This window comes from Plantibacter sp. ME-Dv--P-122b (assembly GCF_030209375.1).
In the GTDB taxonomy this organism is placed as follows: domain Bacteria; phylum Actinomycetota; class Actinomycetes; order Actinomycetales; family Microbacteriaceae; genus Plantibacter.
Map to the genome: position 1 here is coordinate 20,618 of NZ_JARVSC010000002.1, position 17,864 is coordinate 38,481.

The following is a 17,864-nucleotide window of genomic DNA, read 5'->3' on the forward strand; positions in this document are numbered from 1 at the left end:
ATGACCGAGTACCGCCCTGGACGCGACGGCGACCTCGTCACGACGATCGCCGACGTCCACCTGTCCGGACCGCGCCGCGGAGGCTCGTCCGACGCCGAACGGGTCGACGTCCTGCTCGAGGACGGCGCGATCGTGGCGATCCGACCCGCCGACCCCGAGGTCCTCCGTAGCAGCGACCCCGGTGTGTTGGACGGCGGTGGTGGCTTCCTCCTGCCGGGGCTCTGGGACCACCACGTGCACTTCACCCAGTGGGCGCGCACGGCCAGGCGCGTCGACCTGTCCTCTGCTGAATCCGCCGCCGAGGCGGTCGAGTTGGTCGCTGAGCGGATCGCTCAGGAGGCCGACGGTGACGGCTGGGTCGAGGGCGCGAGGTTCCGGGACGCCCTCTGGCCGGACACGCCGACGTTCGCACTGCTCGACGCGATCGCACCGGACCGCGAGGTCGTGCTGGTCAGTGCCGACTTGCACTGCTGCTGGCTGAACAGCGCGGCGCTCCGGGCCACGGGCTTCGCCGACCATCCCACCGGCCTGTTGCGGGAGGAGGAGTCCTTCGCCGTCCTCAAACAGCTCGACCAGGTCGCCGACGAGCTCTCCGACCGCTGGGTCGACGCCGCAGCCGATCAGGCGGCATCCCGCGGCGTCGTCGGTGTCGTCGACCTGGAGATGCGCTGGAACGCCGCTGACTGGATCCGTCGGGTCGGGAACGGGACTCGCGCGCTCCGCATCTCCTTCGGCGTCTACGCCGAGCACCTCGAGCGCGCGATCGACGCCGGGCTCGTGACCGGGGGAGTGCTCGCCGGAACGGACGGCCTGGTGCAGGTCGGGCCGTTCAAGGTCATCACCGACGGATCCCTCAACACCCGGACGGCCTGCTGCGAAGCGCCCTACCCTGGTTCGGCCCCGGGAGCCGATGCGCACGGCATGCTCAACGTGCCACCGGAGCGGCTCACGGCCCTGCTCACGCTGGCGACCGCCAACGGACTCCACTGCGCGGTGCACGCCATCGGCGACCGGGCGAACACCCTCGCCCTCGACGCCATCGAGACGACTGGCGCGACGGGGACGATCGAGCACGCACAGTTGCTCCGGGCATCGGATCTGGAACGGTTCGCCCGGACCGGGACGGCGGCGAGTGTCCAGCCGGAACACGCGATGGACGATCGGGACATCGCGGAGGTCCACTGGGCCGGGCGCACCGATCGCGCCTTCGTGCTCCGCAGCCTCCTCGACGCCGGTGCCACGCTCCGACTCGGTTCCGACGCCCCGGTCGCCCCGCTCGACCCGTGGGTCTCCATCGCCGCGGCCGTGACGCGCAGTCGAGACGGACGTGAGGCCTGGCATGGGGAGCAGGCCATCACGGTCGAGGAGGCGCTGGCGGCGTCGACCAGAGGGGACGACGACGTCGTGGCCGTCGGCCGCCCCGCCGACCTCGTCATCGTGCCGTTCGACCCGTTCTCCTGCGCGCCGGAGGCCCTGCGCACCATGCCGGTCCGTGCGACGATGCTGGGTGGGCGCCTGACGGCGGCTCCATCCGTCCACCCGGCCGGGGGATAGCCCCCGATCGGAACGGGGCGTCCACCGGATGCCGCTCGTCGGCGGAGCCGAACAGACTGAGGTGAGCCCGGCGCGAGAGCCGGGACCGCTCCGTCGAAAGGACCTCGTTCATGACCACCGCCATCGGCCGGCAGCTCGACGCGTCGGCGAAGCCTGATCCCTCCACCCGAGGCGCATGGCGATATGGTCGGCTCTGGCGGGACGTCCCCGGATCGCTCCTGTTCCTGCTGCCCAACCTGCCGATCGTGATCGCCGGCAGCGTCGTCGCCGTCGTGATCCTTTCGCTCGGCTTCGGGCTCGCGATCCTGGGGGTCGGTCTCCTGATCATCGTCGGCGGCCTCTGGGTCTCGCGGGCGTTCGTGGAGATGGAGGTCGCGCGTCTCCGCACGACGGGGCTCCCGCCGATCCGACGAGGAGCCTGGCGGTCGTCCATCGGGACCGAGACGACACTGGGTGCCGTGCTCGCTCCACTCGCCGGACCGCGTTGGTGGCTGGCGGCACTGCACACGGTCCTCGTGAACCCGATCGTCGGGGGCATCACCTGGGGGCTGACCATCACCTGGACCGTGGGTGCCGTCGCCGGCACGACGTACTGGATCTGGGCGGACCGGCTCTCGGCTGGTTCGTCCTCGGGCTTCGCGGAGCTGCTGGCTCCCACGCTGGACCCGTCTGAGGTGTTGCTCGCCGACAAGCTCTGGAATCTCGTGCTCGGTGTCGTGTTCCTCGTGACGCTCCCGCTGATCCTCCGGGTGCTGGTGCTGCTGCACCACGCCATCGCCTCCGGGCTGTTCGGTGCGCGGCCACAGGAGGAGCTGCGAGCCGAGCTGCTGGCGGAGCGACGTGCACGCGGTGCCGCCGTCTCGGCTGAGGCGGGCGCGGTGCGGCGGCTCGAGCGGGACATCCACGACGGTCCGCAGCAGCGACTCGTCCGGCTGCAGATGGATCTCGCGGCCGCCGAACGACGCCTCGACACGGACCCCGCCTCGGTACGCTCGCTCCTGGGCGAGGCGCGGGCCCAGGCCGCCGAGACACTCGACGAACTCCGTGCGCTCTCGAAGGGCCTGATGCCGCCACTGCTGCAGGACCGCGGCCTCGTCGCCGCACTCGACGACCTCGCCGCGCGGTGTCCGGTGCCGACGAGGACGGAGCTGGCGGTCGTCTCCTCGGTGACGCTGCCTCGGGAGACGGAACGCGGGATCTACTTCATCGTCGCCGAACTCCTGACCAACGTGTCGAAGCATGCGGATGCGCGGCGGGCCGGCGTCGAGGCCCACGCGACGGTGGACCAGCAGCTGGGTTCGCAGCTCACCCTGCGCGTGACGGACGACGGTCGGGGCGGCGCGCACCTGGAACCGGGCCACGGCCTCGAAGGCCTGACGGAACGGGCGCAGGGCCTTGGCGGGAGACTGGTGATCGAGCCGGCCCCGGTGTGGGACGGTGTCGCACGTGGCAGCGCCGTCTCGATCTCGCTCCCCGTAGGCTGAACGGGTGATCAGCCCCGACCGTGCCGCTGGTGGACCGCTCCGCATCGTGATCGCCGAGGACTCGACGCTCCTCCGCGAGGGTTTGATCAGACTCTTCGACGAGGCGGGCTTCGTCACGGTCGCCGCGTACGGCGATGCGGAGGCGCTCCAGCACGGACTCGCGGCGGACCGACCAAACCTCATCGTCATGGACGTCCGTATGCCGCCCACGTTCCGGGACGAAGGGGTCCGAGCGGCGATAGCGCTGCGTGCCGTGCATCCCGACCTCCCCGTCCTGCTGCTCAGCCAGTACGTCGAGACCGTCTACGCCCGGGAGCTGCTCGCGGACGGCGGGCGCGGGATCGGCTATCTGCTCAAGGACCGCGTGGCCTCCCTGGAAGAGGTCCAGGACGCCATCCACCGGCTGGTCGGGGGAGGGACCGTCCTCGACCCCGACGTCGTCCGCACCCTGTTCGCAGCACAGCGCGATCCGTTGGTCGGCCTGACGCCACGTGAGACGGAGGTGCTCTCCGCCATGGCGGAGGGGCGCACGAACACGGCGATCGCCGAACACCTGCGGGTCGGTGTCGGTGCGGTCGAGAAGCACATCTCGGCCATCTTCCAGAAGCTCGGTCTCGAGGACTCCGGAAGCGACCACCGACGCGTCCTCGCGGTCCTCGCCCTGCTCCAGCGCAACGGTTGAAGGGTGACACGCGCGACGAAGGGGCAGTCACGGATGACTGCCCCTTCGTGGGTGGTGCTGGCGGGTCGTCCCGCCGGGGTGCTACCGGCTGAGGTGCGCGAAGAGGAACCAGCGGTCCTTGTCGAGGCCGCGGGCGATCTCGATCGCGATGTCCTGGCTGGTCTGGTCGAGCTCGTCGAGCTCGTCGACCGCGGTGTTGACCGAGGCGGAGGCGGCGTCGATGAGGGCGATGACCTCGGCGATGGTGCGGTCGGACTGCTGGAAGCCCTCGCTCAGCTCGGGCGTGCTCGTCTTAGCGGCGACGGTGCTGAGCCGTGCGTCGACCGGGAGGCCGAGGGCGACGATGCGCTCCGCGGCGAGGTCTGCCCACTCCTGTGCGTGGTCGACGATGTCGTCCAGCAGCTCGTGGACGCCGATGAAGTTCGCGCCACGGACGTGCCAGTGGGCCTGCTTGCCGTTGACGACGATGGCGGTGAGGTCGACGACGACGGGGCTGAGGAACTGCGCGGTGCCTGCTGCGACGTCCGGGTTGGCGACGGCCTGCGGAATTGAGGTGGTGATGTCGGTCATGGTGTTTCCCCTTCGTTGACGAGTGAGGCCCTGGTCGGGCGGATTCGTCGGTCTGCTTGGATGCAACGGTACTCAGCCGCAGACATTCCGCAAGGAAGTCGAGGCTCGGCTTACGAAGGGTGCACTCAGCAAGGAAAGCCTGACCGTACCGGCGATCCGCCCCGGAACGACGCGGGTTCCCGTCGGCCGGGGCGGCCTGCGATAGCGTGGCCGGTATGACACTGCACGGTACGGTCAGGAAACTCTCAGACGGACGCTCGCCCCAGATCGATCCGAGTGCCTACACGGCGCCGGGCTCCATGCTGGTGGGCGCCGTCACACTCGCCGCTGATTCGAGTGTCTGGTACAACGCCGTCCTCCGTGCGGACTCCGACGCGATCACGCTCGGCGCGGGGTCCAACATCCAGGACGGGGTCGCCGTGCACACGGACAGCGGCCACCCGACGGTCATCGGGCGCAACGTCTCCGTCGGACACAACGCGGTCGTCCACGGCTGCACCGTCGAGGACGACTGCCTCATCGGCATGGGGTCCGTGGTCCTGAGTGGCGCCGTGATCGGTGCCGGGTCGCTCGTCGCCGGGGGAGCGGTAGTCCTCGAGGGCATGATCGTGCCGCCCGGCTCGCTCGTCGCGGGGGTCCCGGCCAAGGTGCGGCGGGAGCTGACGCCCGACGAGCAGGAGGCGATCCGGCAGAACGCCGCACACTACGTCGCCCTCAGAGCGGTCCACGCTGCGGCCGTCGACGAGGACTAGCGGCGGCGTGCGTCGCGCTTCCTGAGGCGACGCTGCGCGGCGAGCGAGCCGGACAGGCAGACGACGCAGCCGATCATGCAGATGAGTCCGACGCCGAGGCGCCCGGTCGCGAGTGCGTACACCCCGACGAAGAAGACGAGCGCGCCGGCCACCGTCCAGATATGGGGCCAGATCGCGTCGAGTCGCATGCGCTCAGCCTAGGGCGTCGCGCATCCTGTCCTCCGGCCTCCCCACACGACGACCTGTCGAAGGGCACTCGTGGGACCTCCCGTTCCGGCGATCTTCTCCCGGTCCCTGAGCTTGTCGAAGGGCGAACGAGGGACCTCCCGCTCCGGTGATCTTCTCCCGGTCCCTGAGTAAGCTCTTTCGGTCCCTGAGGTTGTCGAAGGGCGCACGAGGAGACCCCCACACCGATGCCAGCTCAGCATCTGGAATGTCAGTGGTCCATGATGGACTTGTCCCATGACCGAGACCACCTCCACTGCGATCCGCGTCGGCGACGAGTACGCCGTGCAGCTCGCGGAGTTCTCGGATGAGTGGGCTGAGATCCACCGGCAGCAGGCCGTCTTGGACGCACGGAAGGCGCGCCTCCTGGCCCGCTCCGCCGCCTACGCCGATGCCTTCGCGGACGCCACGGTCCCAGCCGCCTTCCCGCCGGCTGAGCGCCGGGCGCTCTCCCGTCGGTCGGCGTGTGCGGCTCTCGCGATGACGACGCGGACGCCGGAGCGGACAGTCCAGCGGGCGACGAACGACGCCGAGCGTCTCGTCAACGAAGCACCGGCCGTACTGGCGTCACTGGAGGCGGGCCGCATCTCCGCCTGGCACGCCCAGGTGATCACCGACCAGCTCTGCGACGTCCCTGCTGCTGGGCGGGCGGTGTTCCTCGAGCAGGTGCTACCGGTCGCCGAGAGCGCGACCGCCTCGTACCTCCGGCAACGCGCCCGCGTCCTGCGGGAGCGCCTCCACCCCGAGTCCATCACCGCACGCGCAACCCGATCCGAGGCCGACCGTCGGGCGGAGTTCGAGCCCGCAGCGGACGGCATGGCCTGGGTGCACCTCTTCACCACGGCACCCATCGCGCAGGGCATCATCGAGCGGATCGAGGCGGCGGCAGCGGAGTCGCGCGCCGCGGGTGACGCCCGCACGTGCACCCAGCTGCAGGCGGACGCCCTGGCGGCGCTCGCCCTCACCGGCGTCACACCCGAGGACGTCATGACCAGCCCGGTCCTTCCGCACCCGATCGAGGTCCAGGAGCACATCAAGCCGACCGTGCAGATCACGGTCCCGGCGCTCAGCATGGCCGGTGTCAGCGACGCCCCGGCGACCCTCGATGGGTACGGTCCGATCGACCCGGAAACCGCGGCACGTATTGCGGTGAACGCGCCGAGCTTCACTCGGATCCTCGTTCAGCCTGAGACCGGCGCGATCTTGTCGGTCGGGCGGAATCAATATCGGGTCCCGGCTGATCTGCAACGCGCGGTGCGGCTTCGGGACGGCACCTGTCGGGCGCCGGGCTGCGGGAGGCGAGCCCGGGCTTGCGACCTCGATCACTCGGTCGCCTGGGAGGACGGCGGGACGACGGATGTCGGTAATCTCGCCTGCCTCTGCCGACATCACCACCGGATGAAGCATCTCCCCGGGTGGAACCTCGACCACGGACCCGGCGGGGTCCTCAACTGGACGACACCCGATGAGAAGCAGTATCGGACCGAACCCGATCCCGCGCCGTTCTGACCCCTGCCGGTCCCTGAGCCTGTCGAAGCGTTCCCCGTGGGCACTTCGACAGGCTCAGCGACCGAGAAAGGTGTACCCGGAATGATGAGGCGTTCCCGTGGGCACTTCGACAGGCTCAGTGACCGGGAGAGGTGCGCCCGGAGTGATGAGGGTTCCTCGTGGGCACTTCGACAAGCTCAGTGACCGGGAGAGGTTCGCCCGGAATGATGAGGCGTTCCCGTGGGCACTTCGACAAGCTCAGTGACCGGGAGAGGTTCGCTCGGGATGTATCGGTCTCTGAGCATGTCGAAGCGCGCGGCGTCGAAGGCCGCTGGACCGGAGACGAACCGTCGCGCCTGCCTTCGCGGCGCTGCATGGTTCTGACGAATGGAGAGGGGATGACGGGAATCGAACCCGCGTAATCAGTTTGGAAGACTGAGGCTCTACCATTGAGCTACATCCCCGAGGCGTCGCAGTGCGACGAACTCACCCGGTAATGCTACTGCATCCCGAGCGTCCATCCGTGCAGCTCCGTGTCCCGAGCCCGGTTCCGCGCCGGAAACCGCACAGGGACCGCACAGATTCTGGGCTAGACTGACCGAGGCCATTTCGCCCACCGCTCGTCGGTCGGGCCGGCTGGCCGGATTGTCGCCGATCCGGGGCGTAGCTCAGCTTGGTAGAGCGCCCGGTTTGGGACCGGGAGGTCGCAGGTTCGAATCCTGTCGCCCCGACTCCGTTTTGCGTCCTCAACTGAGGCAGAATCCCCGACACAGGAGAAGTAATCACGTGAAGACCACGGTCGAGAAGCTGAGCCCCACTCGCGTCAAGCTCGCCATCGCGGTGACGCCCGAGGAGCTCAAGCCGAGCATCACCCACGCCTACGGACACATCGCCGAGGACATCAACGTCCCCGGCTTCCGTAAGGGCAAGGTGCCACCGGCGATCATCGACCAGCGCGTCGGCAAGGGCGCCGTGATCGAGCACGCCGTCAACGAGGGCCTCGACGGATTCTTCCGCAAGGCACTCGAGGAGAACGAACTCCGTCCGCTCGGCCGCCCGCAGGCCGACATCGTCGAGTGGCCGAACGAGAAGGACTTCTCCGGCGACCTGCTCGTGAACATCGAGGTCGACGTCCGTCCCGAGATCACGCTTCCCGCGTACGAGGGCCTCAAGCTCACCGTCGACGCCCAGGAAGCCGGCGAAGCCGACGTCCAGGACGAGCTCGACCGCATCCGCGCACGCTTCGGCACGCTCGTGACCGTCGACCGCCCGGCGAAGACGGGCGACTTCGCCCAGCTCGACCTGGTCGCCAAGATCAACGACGCCGAGGTCGACCGCGCGAGCGGCGTCTCCTACGAGATCGGTTCGGGCGAGCTGCTCACCGGCATCGACGAGGCACTCGACTCCCTCACCGCCGGTGAGACCACCACCTTCACCTCGCCGCTGCTCGGTGGCGAGCACGAGGGCGAGGACGCCGAGGTCACCGTCACCCTGACCGCCGTCAAGGAGCGCGAGCTCCCCGAGGCCGACGACGACTTCGCTCAGATCGCGAGTGAGTTCGACACCATCGACGAGTTCAAGGCGCAGCTGCGCGAGGTCGTTGAGCGCCAGCAGGTCATCACCCAGGGCCGCGACGCACGCACCGCGCTCGTCGACGCCATGCTCGAGGCCGCGCAGATCCCCGTGCCCGAGAGCGTCATCGAGGACGAGGTGCACCGTCACCTCGAAGGCGAGAACCGCCTCGAGGACGACGAGCACCGCGCCGAGGTCACCGAGTCGAGCGAGAAGGCACTGCGCACGCAGCTCCTCCTCGACGCACTCGCGGAGTCGCTCAACGTCCAGGTGAACCAGAACGAGCTCACCGAGTACCTCATCCAGAGCGCGTCGCAGTACGGCATGGAGCCCGGTGAATTCATCGAGGCACTCGGCCAGCAGGGTCAGATCCCCGCCATGGTCGGCGAGGTCGCCCGCAACAAGGCCATCGCCATCGCGCTCGGCAAGGCCGAGGTCGTCGACTCCAACGGCAAGCCTGTCGACCTGAGCGACTTCGTCGCCGTGGTCGAGGACGAGGACGCCGCCACCGAGACTGCAGCCGACGAGACGACCGAGGCTCCGGCCGAGGACGCCGCCGACGAGGCTCCGGCCGAGGCCGAGCCGAAGAAGGCCGCCGCCAAGAAGGCACCTGCGAAGAAGGCGCCCGCCAAGAAGGCACCGGCCAAGAAGGCCGCTGCCGACGAGGCCGCTGCCGAGTAGGACAGCACCAGCAGTGACGACAGGGGCGGAAGCGATTCCGCCCCTGTCGTCGTCTCCGGACACGTCAGCCGAATGGGAGCCATCATGACGACGACCGACGCAACCGGTTGGGACGACCGCGTCGCAGCCGTCTGGGCCGATGAGACCATCGACGACGAGCAGCGCATCGCGGCCATCGACGCCCTGGCCGCCGAGCGTCCGCCGGGTGACGCCCGCGCCGCGTTCGAGGCTGCCGGTGCGCGCGACTCCGCCGGCCACGAGGTCGAGGCCGAGGCTCTCTATCGCGCTGCCCTCGAGGCCGGGCTCGACGATGAGCACCGTCCGCAGGCGATCATCCAACTGGCCAGCACCCTCCGCAATCTCGGCCGGACCGCTGAGAGCGTCGTCCTGCTCGAACAGCAGCTCGCGGACGATCCGACCGGTCCGTACGCGGACGCGACCGCGGCCTTCCTGGCCCTGGCGCTCGCCAGCTCGGGGGACCCGCGCCGAGCAACCGCCGTCGCCCTCCGTGCGCTCGTTCCGCACCTGCCGCGCTACCACCGGTCCGTCCGCGCCTACGCCGACGAACTCGAGACGGATCCGCTCCGCTGAGCCCCGACGGTCGCGCCTTCCGGCCGCTCGCCGTCCGCCTCCGGCGAACCCCGCCGCCCAGGAGTCTGCCGAGGGCGAACAGGGCGTTGGTCGCGCGTCGCCTCCGATAGATTCGAACCACTGCACAACCGAAACGGAGCGATAATGGCCGAACCACAGTTCTCGCCCAGTGTCTTTGACCGCCTGCTGAAGGACCGGATCATCTGGCTGGGCGCCGAGGTCCGCGACGAGAACGCGAACGAGATCGCGGCCAAGCTGCTGCTCCTCGCCGCGGACGACCCGAAGCGCGACATCTACCTCTACATCAACTCGCCCGGTGGCTCCATCACGGCCGGCATGGCCATCTACGACACCATGCAGTTCGTGCCGAACGACATCGTCACGGTCGGCATCGGTATGGCCGCGTCGATGGGTCAGCTCCTCCTCACGGCCGGCACCAAGGGCAAGCGCTACATCACCCCGAACGCCCGCGTGCTCCTCCACCAGCCGCACGGCGGATTCGGCGGGACGTCGAGCGACATCCAGACCCAGGCGCAGCTCATCCTCGACATGAAGCGCCGTCTCGCCGAGATCACCGCGGCGCAGACCGGCAAGAGCGTCGAGCAGATCAACGCCGATGGCGACCGCGACCGCTGGTTCAACGCCGAAGAGGCGCTCGAATACGGTTTCGTCGACCACCTCCGTGAGTCCGCGCTCGACGTGGCCGGCGGCGGCGGAACCGTCGACAGCGACAAGTAACCCGGCTTCGACCAGACAGGAATGCAACACATGGAGACTCCAACGTTCAGTGCGGCGGGCCGCTCGCTGCAGATGCCGGGTGCTCGCTACATCCTCCCGAGCTTCGAAGAGCGCACGGCCTACGGCTACAAGCGCCAGGACCCGTATGCGAAGCTCTTCGAGGACCGCATCATCTTCCTCGGCGTGCAGGTCGACGACGCATCGGCCGACGACATCATGGCCCAGCTGCTCGTGCTCGAGAGCATGGACCCCGACCGCGACATCGTCATGTACATCAACTCACCCGGTGGCTCGTTCACCGCGATGACGGCGATCTACGACACGATGCAGTACATCCGTCCGCACGTCATGACGGTGGTCCTCGGACAGGCGGCCTCCGCCGCTGCCGTGCTCACCGCCGCCGGCACGCCGGGCAAGCGCCTGGCGCTCCCGAACGCCCGCATCCTGATCCACCAGCCCGCGGTCGGCGAGGCCGGCCACGGACAGGCTTCGGACATCGAGATCCAGGCGGCCGAGATCCTCCGCATGCGCGGCTGGCTCGAGTCGACCCTGGCACACCACTCCAACCGTTCGGTGGAGCAGGTCAACAAGGACATCGACCGCGACAAGATCCTCTCGGCCGCCGAGGCGCTCGAGTACGGTCTCATCGACCAGGTGCTCACCTCGCGGAAGAACCCGGTCGCGGCCATCACGGCCTGACCCGGCTCCCGTGCTCACGACTCGGCGCGTCATCCCAACGGGGTGGCGCGCCGAGTTGTCGCAGGGACAGGTTAGGCTCGGAGCACCGAATCTCCAGGGAGAGGGAAAGACATGGCACGGATAGGCGAAAGCGCCGATCTGCTCAAGTGCTCGTTCTGCGGCAAGAGCCAGAAGCAGGTCCAGCAGCTGATCGCTGGTCCCGGCGTGTACATCTGCGACGAGTGCGTCGAGTTGTGCAACGAGATCATCGCCGAGCGACTCGCCGAAGCGAGCGAGGAGACGGTGAGCGAGTTCGACCTCCCGAAGCCGAAGGAGATCTTCGCCTTCCTCGAGGAGTACGTCATCGGCCAGGAGGCCGCGAAGAAGGCGCTCTCGGTCGCGGTGTACAACCACTACAAGCGCGTCCGCTCCCGCGCCACGCTCGCTCCCGCCGAGACGGTGCACGACGACATCGAGATCGCGAAGAGCAACATCCTCCTCATCGGCCCGACGGGCTGCGGCAAGACGTATCTCGCGCAGACCCTCGCGAAGCGGCTCAACGTCCCCTTCGCCGTCGCCGATGCGACCGCACTGACCGAGGCCGGCTACGTCGGCGAGGACGTCGAGAACATCCTCCTCAAGCTCATCCAGGCCGCCGACTACGACGTCAAGCGCGCGGAGACCGGCATCATCTACATCGATGAGGTCGACAAGATCGCCCGCAAGGCGGAGAACCCCTCCATCACGCGCGACGTCTCCGGCGAGGGCGTCCAGCAGGCGCTCCTCAAGATCCTCGAGGGCACCGTCGCCTCGGTGCCCCCGCAGGGCGGCCGGAAGCACCCGCACCAGGAGTTCATCCAGATCGACACGACGAACGTCCTGTTCATCGTGGCCGGCGCCTTCGCCGGGCTGGAGGAGATCATCTCCTCCCGTGCGGGCAAGAAGGGCATCGGCTTCGGCGCACCCCTGCACAGCAAGGGCGATGACGTGAACCTCTTCGGCGAGGTCCTTCCGGAAGACCTCCACAAGTTCGGCCTCATCCCCGAGTTCATCGGTCGTCTGCCGGTCGTCACCACGGTCACGCCGCTCGACCAGCACGCGCTCATGGAGATCCTCACGGTCCCGAAGAACGCGCTCGTGCGTCAGTACCAGCGCATGTTCGAGATCGACGGCGTCGAGCTGGAGTTCGACCAGGCGGCACTCGAAGCGATCGCCGACCTCGCCGTCCTCCGCAAGACCGGCGCCCGAGGGCTCCGAGCCATCATGGAAGAGGTGCTCGGGCCGATCATGTTCGAGGTGCCCTCCACCGACGAGGTCGCTCGCGTCGTCATCACCCGGGAGTCCGTCGTCGAGAACGCGGCCCCGACGATCGTCCCGCGTGCGGCTCGCCGCCAGGAGAAGTCGGCTTAGACGACGCCCAGCGGTGGTCAGCCCGCCGTAGCGCTCCGGATCCTCCGGAGTCGCTGCAGCGGGCTTCGTCGTTCAGTCCTCGAGTCCGCGGCGTCGGAGGAGCGGCTCGATGACCGCGTCGCGCCCGCGGAAGTCCCGGTAGGCCTCCAGAGGATCCTTCGAACCGCCGACCCCGAGGAGCTTGGCGCGGAAGCGGTCGCCGTTCTCCCTGGTCAGTCCGCCGTTCTCGGTGAACCAGTCGACGGTGTCCGCGTCGAGCACCTCGCTCCAGATGTAGGAGTAGTAGCCAGCGTCGTATCCACCCGAGAAGGTGTGGGCGAAGTACGTGCTCGCGTACCGGGGCGGGACGGCCGGATTGTCGAGCCCGGCTGATCGGAGCGCGGCGGCCTCGAAGGCCTCGACGTCGTCGACCCGGTCCGTGGCACCGATGCTGTGCCACGCCTGGTCGAGCATCGCCGCAGCGAGGTACTCACTCGTCGAGAAGCCCTCATTGAAGCCCTCGGACGCCTGGAGCTTCGCCACCAGTTCCTGCGGCATGGGCTCGCCTGTCTCGACATGCCTGGCGTAGCCGGCGAGCACCTCGGGCCACAGCATCCACATCTCGTTCACCTGGCTGGGGAACTCGACGAAGTCCCGGAAGACGTTCGTGCCGGAGAACCGCGGGTACTCGACCTCCGCGAAGAGGCCGTGCAGCGCGTGGCCGAACTCGTGGAAGAAGGTCGTGACCTCGTCGAGGCTCAGCAGGGTCGGTTCGCCCTCGGCCGGCTTCGGGACGTTCAGGTTGTTGACCACGACGGTGGGCTGGTCGAGCAGGCGGTTCTGGGAGATGAGCGCGTTCATCCAGGCGCCGCCGCGCTTGCTGTCGCGGGTGTACAGGTCGAGGAGGTACAGGCCGAGGCCGGAGCCGTCCTCGTTCCAGACCTCGAAGACACGGACGTCGGGGTGGTAGCCCTGGAGATCGGTCCGTTCCGCGAAGGTGATGCCGTAGAGCTTGGTCGCTGCGGCGAACACCCCGTCGAACAGGACCCGCTCCGCTTCGAAGTACGGGCGCATCACGCTGGTGTCGACATCGAACCGGTCGATCCTGACCTGTTCCGTCGCGAACGGCCAGTCCCAGGCTTCGACGGTCTCGAGGCCGGTGACCCGCTCGAGCTCGCGCTGTTCCCGATCCGCGTTCCGAGCGGCGGGGATCGCCAGACGGGAGAGGAGCGCGGCGACGGCCTCAGGGGTCCCAGCGGTCTGGTCCGCGGTGACCACTGCGGCGTGCGACGGGAACCCCAGGAGTGCGGCGCGCTCGGCTCGGAGGTGGGTGATCTCGAGGACGAGGTCGCGGTTGTCGTTCGGTCCGCCGTGCGTGCCGCGAGCACGGGAGGCCGTCATGATCCGCTCGCGGACCCCGCGGTGCGTCAACGACGACAGCGCCGGATGGCCGGTCGGGAGCACAAGGGTGATGAGCCAACCGTCGAGGCCTCGTTCGGCGGCCGCCTGTGCCGCGGCGGAGGTCTCGCCCGCACTCAGGCCGTCGAGCTCCGCGGCATCGGTGACGTGGACCGCGAGCTCGTTGGTGTCGGCCAGGAGCTGCTTCTCGAACCGGGTGGTCAGGGTCGAGAGGCGGAGATTGAGGTCGGAGAGCCGCTGCTTCTCCTCGGCGTCGAGGCCGGCTCCCGCAAGCGTGTGCTCGCTGTACACGCGTCGGACCAGGTAGGCCGCCTCGGCCGACAGTTGGAGGTCGTCGAGACTCGCGTGGACCGCCGCGATCCGCGCGTACAGCGCGGGGTCGAGCCGGATCGCGTCCTCGTGGGCGGCCAGCTGCGGCGCCAGCTCCTCCTCGAGTGCATTGGTGAACGCGGAGCTGTCCGCCGAACTCTGATTGAAGAAGACCGCTGCGACCCGCCGGAGGATCGCGCCGCTCCGTTCGAGCGGGACCAGCGTGTTCTCGAACGTCGGCGGGTCGTCCTGCGCGGTGATCGCCGCGATCTCGTCGAGTTGCTGCGCGAACCCGGCGGCGAAGGCGGGGCGGAAGTGCTCCTCGCGGATCTCGCCGAACGGCGGCAGCTGATAGGGGAGTGTGCTCGGCTGGAGGAACGGATTCGTGTGTGATTCCATACCTCACCCTATCCAGCGTGCCGGGGAGGAGGCTCAGTCCTCGTCGTCGTCGCGGTCGTCGTCCGGCCGGGTGAGGCTGACGGATCCGTCCGCGTGCTGACGGATGGTCGTACCGTCGTCGAGCTCGACCACGGGCCGGCGTTCGAGCCAGGTGAGGGTCCAGCGCCACGAGGACGTGTCGACACCCTGCGCGAGCAATTCCTGCTCCTCAGCGGCGATGGCCGTCTGCACCGGCGTCGGCACGTTCTCCGGTGGCTTGGCGCCGACGGCCCAGCGGGTCCCGAGTTGCATCACGGCTCCAGGTCGTAGGTGACCCAGCTCGTGCGGGTCGCCAGCTTGTCGTACACGGCCTGGGCGCGTTCGTTGTCGGCGGCGGTGATCCACCGGACGACGCTGTGGCCGTCCGCTTTCGCGACATCGCGGACGTGCTCGATCAGCGCGGTGCCGACCCCGCCGGTGCGGGCGTCCTCGGCGACGAAGAGGTCGTCGAGGTAGAGCCCGGTCCCACCGGCGAGGGCACGGGGGAACACCCGGTAGTGGGCGAGACCGACGAGGGCGCCTTGCGCGTCCTCCGCGACGAGCGCGGTCAACGGGTGGGCCGGGTCGCTGAGCCAGCCCCAGACGAGGACGGCCTTCTCGTCGGTCAGGGGGTTGCCGTAGAACTCCCCGTAGCCGGAGTACAGCGCGTGCCAGGCGAACAGATCGCTCTCGACGGCGGGGCGGATGGTGACGCTCATGCGCGTGCCTCCTCGGCGTCGGCCGCCGGTGCGAAGACGATGTCGCCGACCGACAGGATATCGGCCGTGCGGAACTCAAGGGACTCGATGCGTCCGACGGCACGGAGGTCGTCGGCGACGAGCGCGAGCAGCTCGACGGATGCGGCGGGTCCGGCGATGACCGCGGAGTCCACCGGGGTCTTCTGGGACGCCTTGGCGTCGGTCTTCGCGCGCCGGATGCCCGTGAGCGCCTCGCTCGCGAGCTGCAGCACCTGCGGTTCACCAGCGGCGAGTCCGGCGAACTCCTCGTCGGTCGGCCAGCTGGCACGGTGCACGGAGCCGTCATGCGTCCAGGACCAGGCTTCCTCCGCCGCGAACGGGATGAACGGGGCGAACAGGCGGAGCAGGGTCGAGAGCGCGATCCGCAGCGCGGCCACCGCCGAAGCCTGCTCGGGGCTCTCCTCGCCGTAGGCCCGCTCCTTGACGAGCTCGAGGTAGTCGTCGCAGAACGTCCAGAAGAACGCCTCGGTGAGCTCGAGCGCGCGCGCGTGGTCGTACCCGGCCAGCGCACTGCTGGCGTCGGCGACGGTCTTGCGGAGGACGCTCAGCATGGCGAGGTCGACCGCCTCCGTCACCGGGGCGTCTTCACGACCGGTGAACCCGAGGATGAACTTCGAGGCGTTGAGCACCTTGATCGCCAGGCGTCGGCCGATCTTGATCTGCGTCGGGTTCTGCGGGTCGAAGGCGGCGTCGGTGCCGAGACGGCTCGAGGCCGCCCAGTACCGGACGGCGTCCGAACCGTGCTGCTCGAGCATGGCCGCCGGCGTGACGACGTTGCCCTTCGACTTCGACATCTTCTTGCGGTCGGGGTCGACGATGAAGCCGGACACGGAGGCGTGCTCCCACGGCTTCCGGTCGTACTCGAGGACGCTGCGGAGCATGGTGGAGAACAGCCAGGTGCGGATGATGTCCTGACCCTGCGGGCGCAGCGAGTACGGGAACACGAGGTCCCAGAGCTCGGGGTCGCGCTCCCAGCCGCCGGCGAGCTGCGGGGTGAGGCTCGACGTGGCCCAGGTGTCCATGACGTCGACCTCGCCCATGAACCCACCTGGGATGCCGCGCTGCGACTGGTCGTAACCGGGCGCCGCATCGCTGGAGGGGTCGACGGGCAGAGCGGCGTGGTCTGGCGCGATCGGCTGGTCGTAGACCGGGTTGCCGTCGGCGTCGAGCGGGTACCAGAGGGGGATCGGCACGCCGAAGAAGCGCTGGCGGGAGATCAGCCAGTCGCCGGAGAGGCCGCCGACCCAGTTCTCGTAGCGCACGCGCATGAAGTCGGGGTGCCACTCGAGCTCCGAGCCGAGTTCGAGCAGGCGGCCGCGGAGCTGTTCGTCGCGGGCGCCGTTGCGGATGTACCACTGGCGGGTCGAGACGATCTCGAGTGGCTTGTCGCCCTTCTCGAAGAACTTCACCGGGTGGGTGATCTGCTTCGGTTCGCCGATCAGGTCGCCCGAGGCGGCGAGGAGGTCGACGACGGTCTGCTTGGCGCTGAAGACGGTCTTCCCGGCGAGCTGCGCGTACGCCTCGAGGCCGGCTTCGGAGGTGATCGCCTCGGGGGCCTCGGAGATGACGCGTCCGTCGAAGCCGAGGATCGCGCGGTTGGGCAGGTCGAGTTCGCGCCACCACACGATGTCGGTGATGTCACCGAAAGTGCACACCATCGCGATGCCGGCGCCCTTGTCGGGCTGGGCGAGGTGGTGCGCGAGCACGGGCACCTCGACGCCGAATACGGGCGTGGTCACCGTCGTGCCGAACAGCGGCTTGAAACGCTCGTCGTCGGGGTGGGCGACGAGGGCGACGCAGGCGGGCAGGAGCTCCGGTCGCGTCGTCTCGATCTCGATGGTGCCGCCGTCGGGGCGGTGGAAGGAGAGTCGACGGTAGGTGCCCGGCTGCTCCTTGTCCTCGAGCTCCGCCTGGGCGACCGCCGTGCGGAAGGTGATGTCCCAGAGGGTCGGCGCCATGGCCTGGTAGGCCTCGCCGCGGTCCAGGTTGCGCAGGAACGCGAGCTGGCTCGCCGTGATCGACTCGTCGCCGATGGTGCGGTAGCTCTGCGTCCAGTCCACGGAGAGGCCGAGCGCGCGCCAGACGGCCTCGAACTGCTGCTCGTCCTCGACGGTGAGGCGCTCGCACAGCTCGATGAAGTTGCGACGCGAGATCGGGATCTGGTCGGCGGCCTTGGTGCTCTTGTTGTCGCCACCCTCGAACGGCGGGGTGAAGTCGGCGTCGTAGGGGAGCGTCGGGTCGCACCGGACGCCGTAGTAGTTCTGGACGCGGCGTTCGGTCGGGAGACCGTTGTCGTCCCAGCCCATGGGGTAGAAGACGCGCTTGCCGGTCATCCGCTGGTAGCGGGCGATCACGTCGGTGTGCGTGTAGCTGAAGACGTGACCGATGTGCAGGGAGCCGGATGCGGTCGGCGGCGGGGTGTCGATCGAGTAGATGCACTCACGCGTGGCGCCGTCGCGCTCGAACCGGTAGGTCCCCGCGGACTCCCAGGAGGCGCCCCACTTCTGTTCGAGACCTTCGAGGGCCGGCTTGTCCGGGATGCTGGCAGCGGTCATGA

General features: G+C 69.0%; 16 protein-coding genes and 2 tRNA genes. 11 read left to right on the top strand and 7 right to left on the bottom strand.

The features are described from left to right. The 3 genes from QRN19_RS03575 (at position 1) to QRN19_RS03585 (ending at position 3,720) form a co-directional block, all read left to right on the top strand. Entirely contained in the window at positions 1–1,554 is a 1,554-nt protein-coding gene (locus tag QRN19_RS03575) for an amidohydrolase (protein WP_285025298.1), read from the top strand. A gap of 110 nt (positions 1,555–1,664) precedes the next feature. Continuing rightward, on the top strand, positions 1,665–3,038 hold the full coding sequence (locus QRN19_RS03580; RefSeq protein ID WP_285025300.1) for a sensor histidine kinase: 1,374 nt from the start codon (positions 1,665–1,667) through the stop codon (positions 3,036–3,038). A gap of 4 nt (positions 3,039–3,042) precedes the next feature. Next, positions 3,043–3,720, top strand: coding sequence for a response regulator transcription factor (locus QRN19_RS03585; protein WP_502928024.1), 678 nt, complete (start codon positions 3,043–3,045; stop codon positions 3,718–3,720). 81 nt (positions 3,721–3,801) lie between these two features. On the opposite strand, the gene QRN19_RS03590 is transcribed toward QRN19_RS03585, so the two are convergent. After that, positions 3,802–4,290 carry a Dps family protein gene (locus QRN19_RS03590; protein WP_064295149.1) on the bottom strand — a complete coding sequence of 163 codons (489 nt, stop codon included), beginning with the start codon at positions 4,288–4,290 and terminating at the stop codon, positions 3,802–3,804. 215 nt (positions 4,291–4,505) lie between these two features. Between QRN19_RS03590 and QRN19_RS03595 the strand changes: the two genes are divergently transcribed. Then, positions 4,506–5,042 carry a gamma carbonic anhydrase family protein gene (locus QRN19_RS03595; protein WP_285025301.1) on the top strand — a complete coding sequence of 179 codons (537 nt, stop codon included), beginning with the start codon at positions 4,506–4,508 and terminating at the stop codon, positions 5,040–5,042. Here the strand turns inward: QRN19_RS03595 and QRN19_RS03600 are convergent. Continuing rightward, positions 5,039–5,230 (bottom strand): hypothetical protein, encoded by a 192-nt coding sequence (locus QRN19_RS03600; RefSeq protein WP_079705708.1) that lies wholly within the window; start codon positions 5,228–5,230, stop codon positions 5,039–5,041. The genes QRN19_RS03595 and QRN19_RS03600 overlap by 4 nt on opposite strands. A gap of 274 nt (positions 5,231–5,504) precedes the next feature. On the opposite strand from QRN19_RS03600, the gene QRN19_RS03605 reads away from it, so the two are divergent. Beyond that, positions 5,505–6,776, top strand: a complete 1,272-nt coding sequence (locus QRN19_RS03605) for an HNH endonuclease signature motif containing protein (RefSeq protein WP_285025302.1) — start codon at positions 5,505–5,507, stop codon at positions 6,774–6,776. A gap of 372 nt (positions 6,777–7,148) precedes the next feature. Here QRN19_RS03605 and QRN19_RS03610 read toward each other — a convergent pair. Then, a tRNA-Gly gene (locus QRN19_RS03610) sits at positions 7,149–7,219 on the bottom strand. 193 nt (positions 7,220–7,412) lie between these two features. Between QRN19_RS03610 and QRN19_RS03615 the strand changes: the two genes are divergently transcribed. From QRN19_RS03615 to clpX, 6 genes are all read left to right on the top strand, one after another. Further along, a tRNA-Pro gene (locus tag QRN19_RS03615) sits at positions 7,413–7,486 on the top strand. Between the two features lie 55 nt (positions 7,487–7,541). After that, positions 7,542–9,008 (top strand): trigger factor, encoded by a 1,467-nt coding sequence (tig, locus tag QRN19_RS03620; protein ID WP_161578527.1) that lies wholly within the window; start codon positions 7,542–7,544, stop codon positions 9,006–9,008. An 84-nt stretch (positions 9,009–9,092) separates the two neighbouring features. Beyond that, the gene (locus tag QRN19_RS03625) at positions 9,093–9,599 is read left to right on the top strand and encodes a tetratricopeptide repeat protein (RefSeq protein ID WP_285025303.1); all 507 of its coding nucleotides are present in this window, start codon (positions 9,093–9,095) and stop codon (positions 9,597–9,599) included. Positions 9,600–9,743: 144 nt separating this feature from the next. Next, positions 9,744–10,337 (top strand): ATP-dependent Clp protease proteolytic subunit, encoded by a 594-nt coding sequence (locus tag QRN19_RS03630; protein WP_056006680.1) that lies wholly within the window; start codon positions 9,744–9,746, stop codon positions 10,335–10,337. 30 nt (positions 10,338–10,367) lie between these two features. Next, positions 10,368–11,036, top strand: a complete 669-nt coding sequence (locus QRN19_RS03635; RefSeq protein WP_056006676.1) for an ATP-dependent Clp protease proteolytic subunit — start codon at positions 10,368–10,370, stop codon at positions 11,034–11,036. Positions 11,037–11,147: 111 nt separating this feature from the next. After that, positions 11,148–12,425 (top strand): ATP-dependent Clp protease ATP-binding subunit ClpX, encoded by a 1,278-nt coding sequence (gene clpX / locus QRN19_RS03640; protein ID WP_064295154.1) that lies wholly within the window; start codon positions 11,148–11,150, stop codon positions 12,423–12,425. Between the two features lie 72 nt (positions 12,426–12,497). Here clpX and QRN19_RS03645 read toward each other — a convergent pair whose 3' ends face one another. The 4 genes from QRN19_RS03645 to valS are packed head-to-tail and all read right to left on the bottom strand — an operon-like array spanning position 12,498 to position 17,862. Next, positions 12,498–14,531, bottom strand: coding sequence for a M3 family metallopeptidase (locus QRN19_RS03645; RefSeq protein WP_285025306.1), 2,034 nt, complete (start codon positions 14,529–14,531; stop codon positions 12,498–12,500). A gap of 33 nt (positions 14,532–14,564) precedes the next feature. Continuing rightward, positions 14,565–14,822, bottom strand: a complete 258-nt coding sequence (locus QRN19_RS03650; RefSeq protein WP_194601164.1) for a hypothetical protein — start codon at positions 14,820–14,822, stop codon at positions 14,565–14,567. Then, positions 14,822–15,268 carry a GNAT family N-acetyltransferase gene (locus QRN19_RS03655; RefSeq protein WP_285025307.1) on the bottom strand — a complete coding sequence of 149 codons (447 nt, stop codon included), beginning with the start codon at positions 15,266–15,268 and terminating at the stop codon, positions 14,822–14,824. The genes QRN19_RS03650 and QRN19_RS03655 overlap by 1 nt, the downstream gene beginning before the upstream one ends. Then, positions 15,265–17,862 carry a valine--tRNA ligase gene (valS, locus tag QRN19_RS03660; protein WP_285025309.1) on the bottom strand — a complete coding sequence of 866 codons (2,598 nt, stop codon included), beginning with the start codon at positions 17,860–17,862 and terminating at the stop codon, positions 15,265–15,267. The genes QRN19_RS03655 and valS overlap by 4 nt, the downstream gene beginning before the upstream one ends. Between the last annotated feature and the right edge of the window lie 2 nt (positions 17,863–17,864).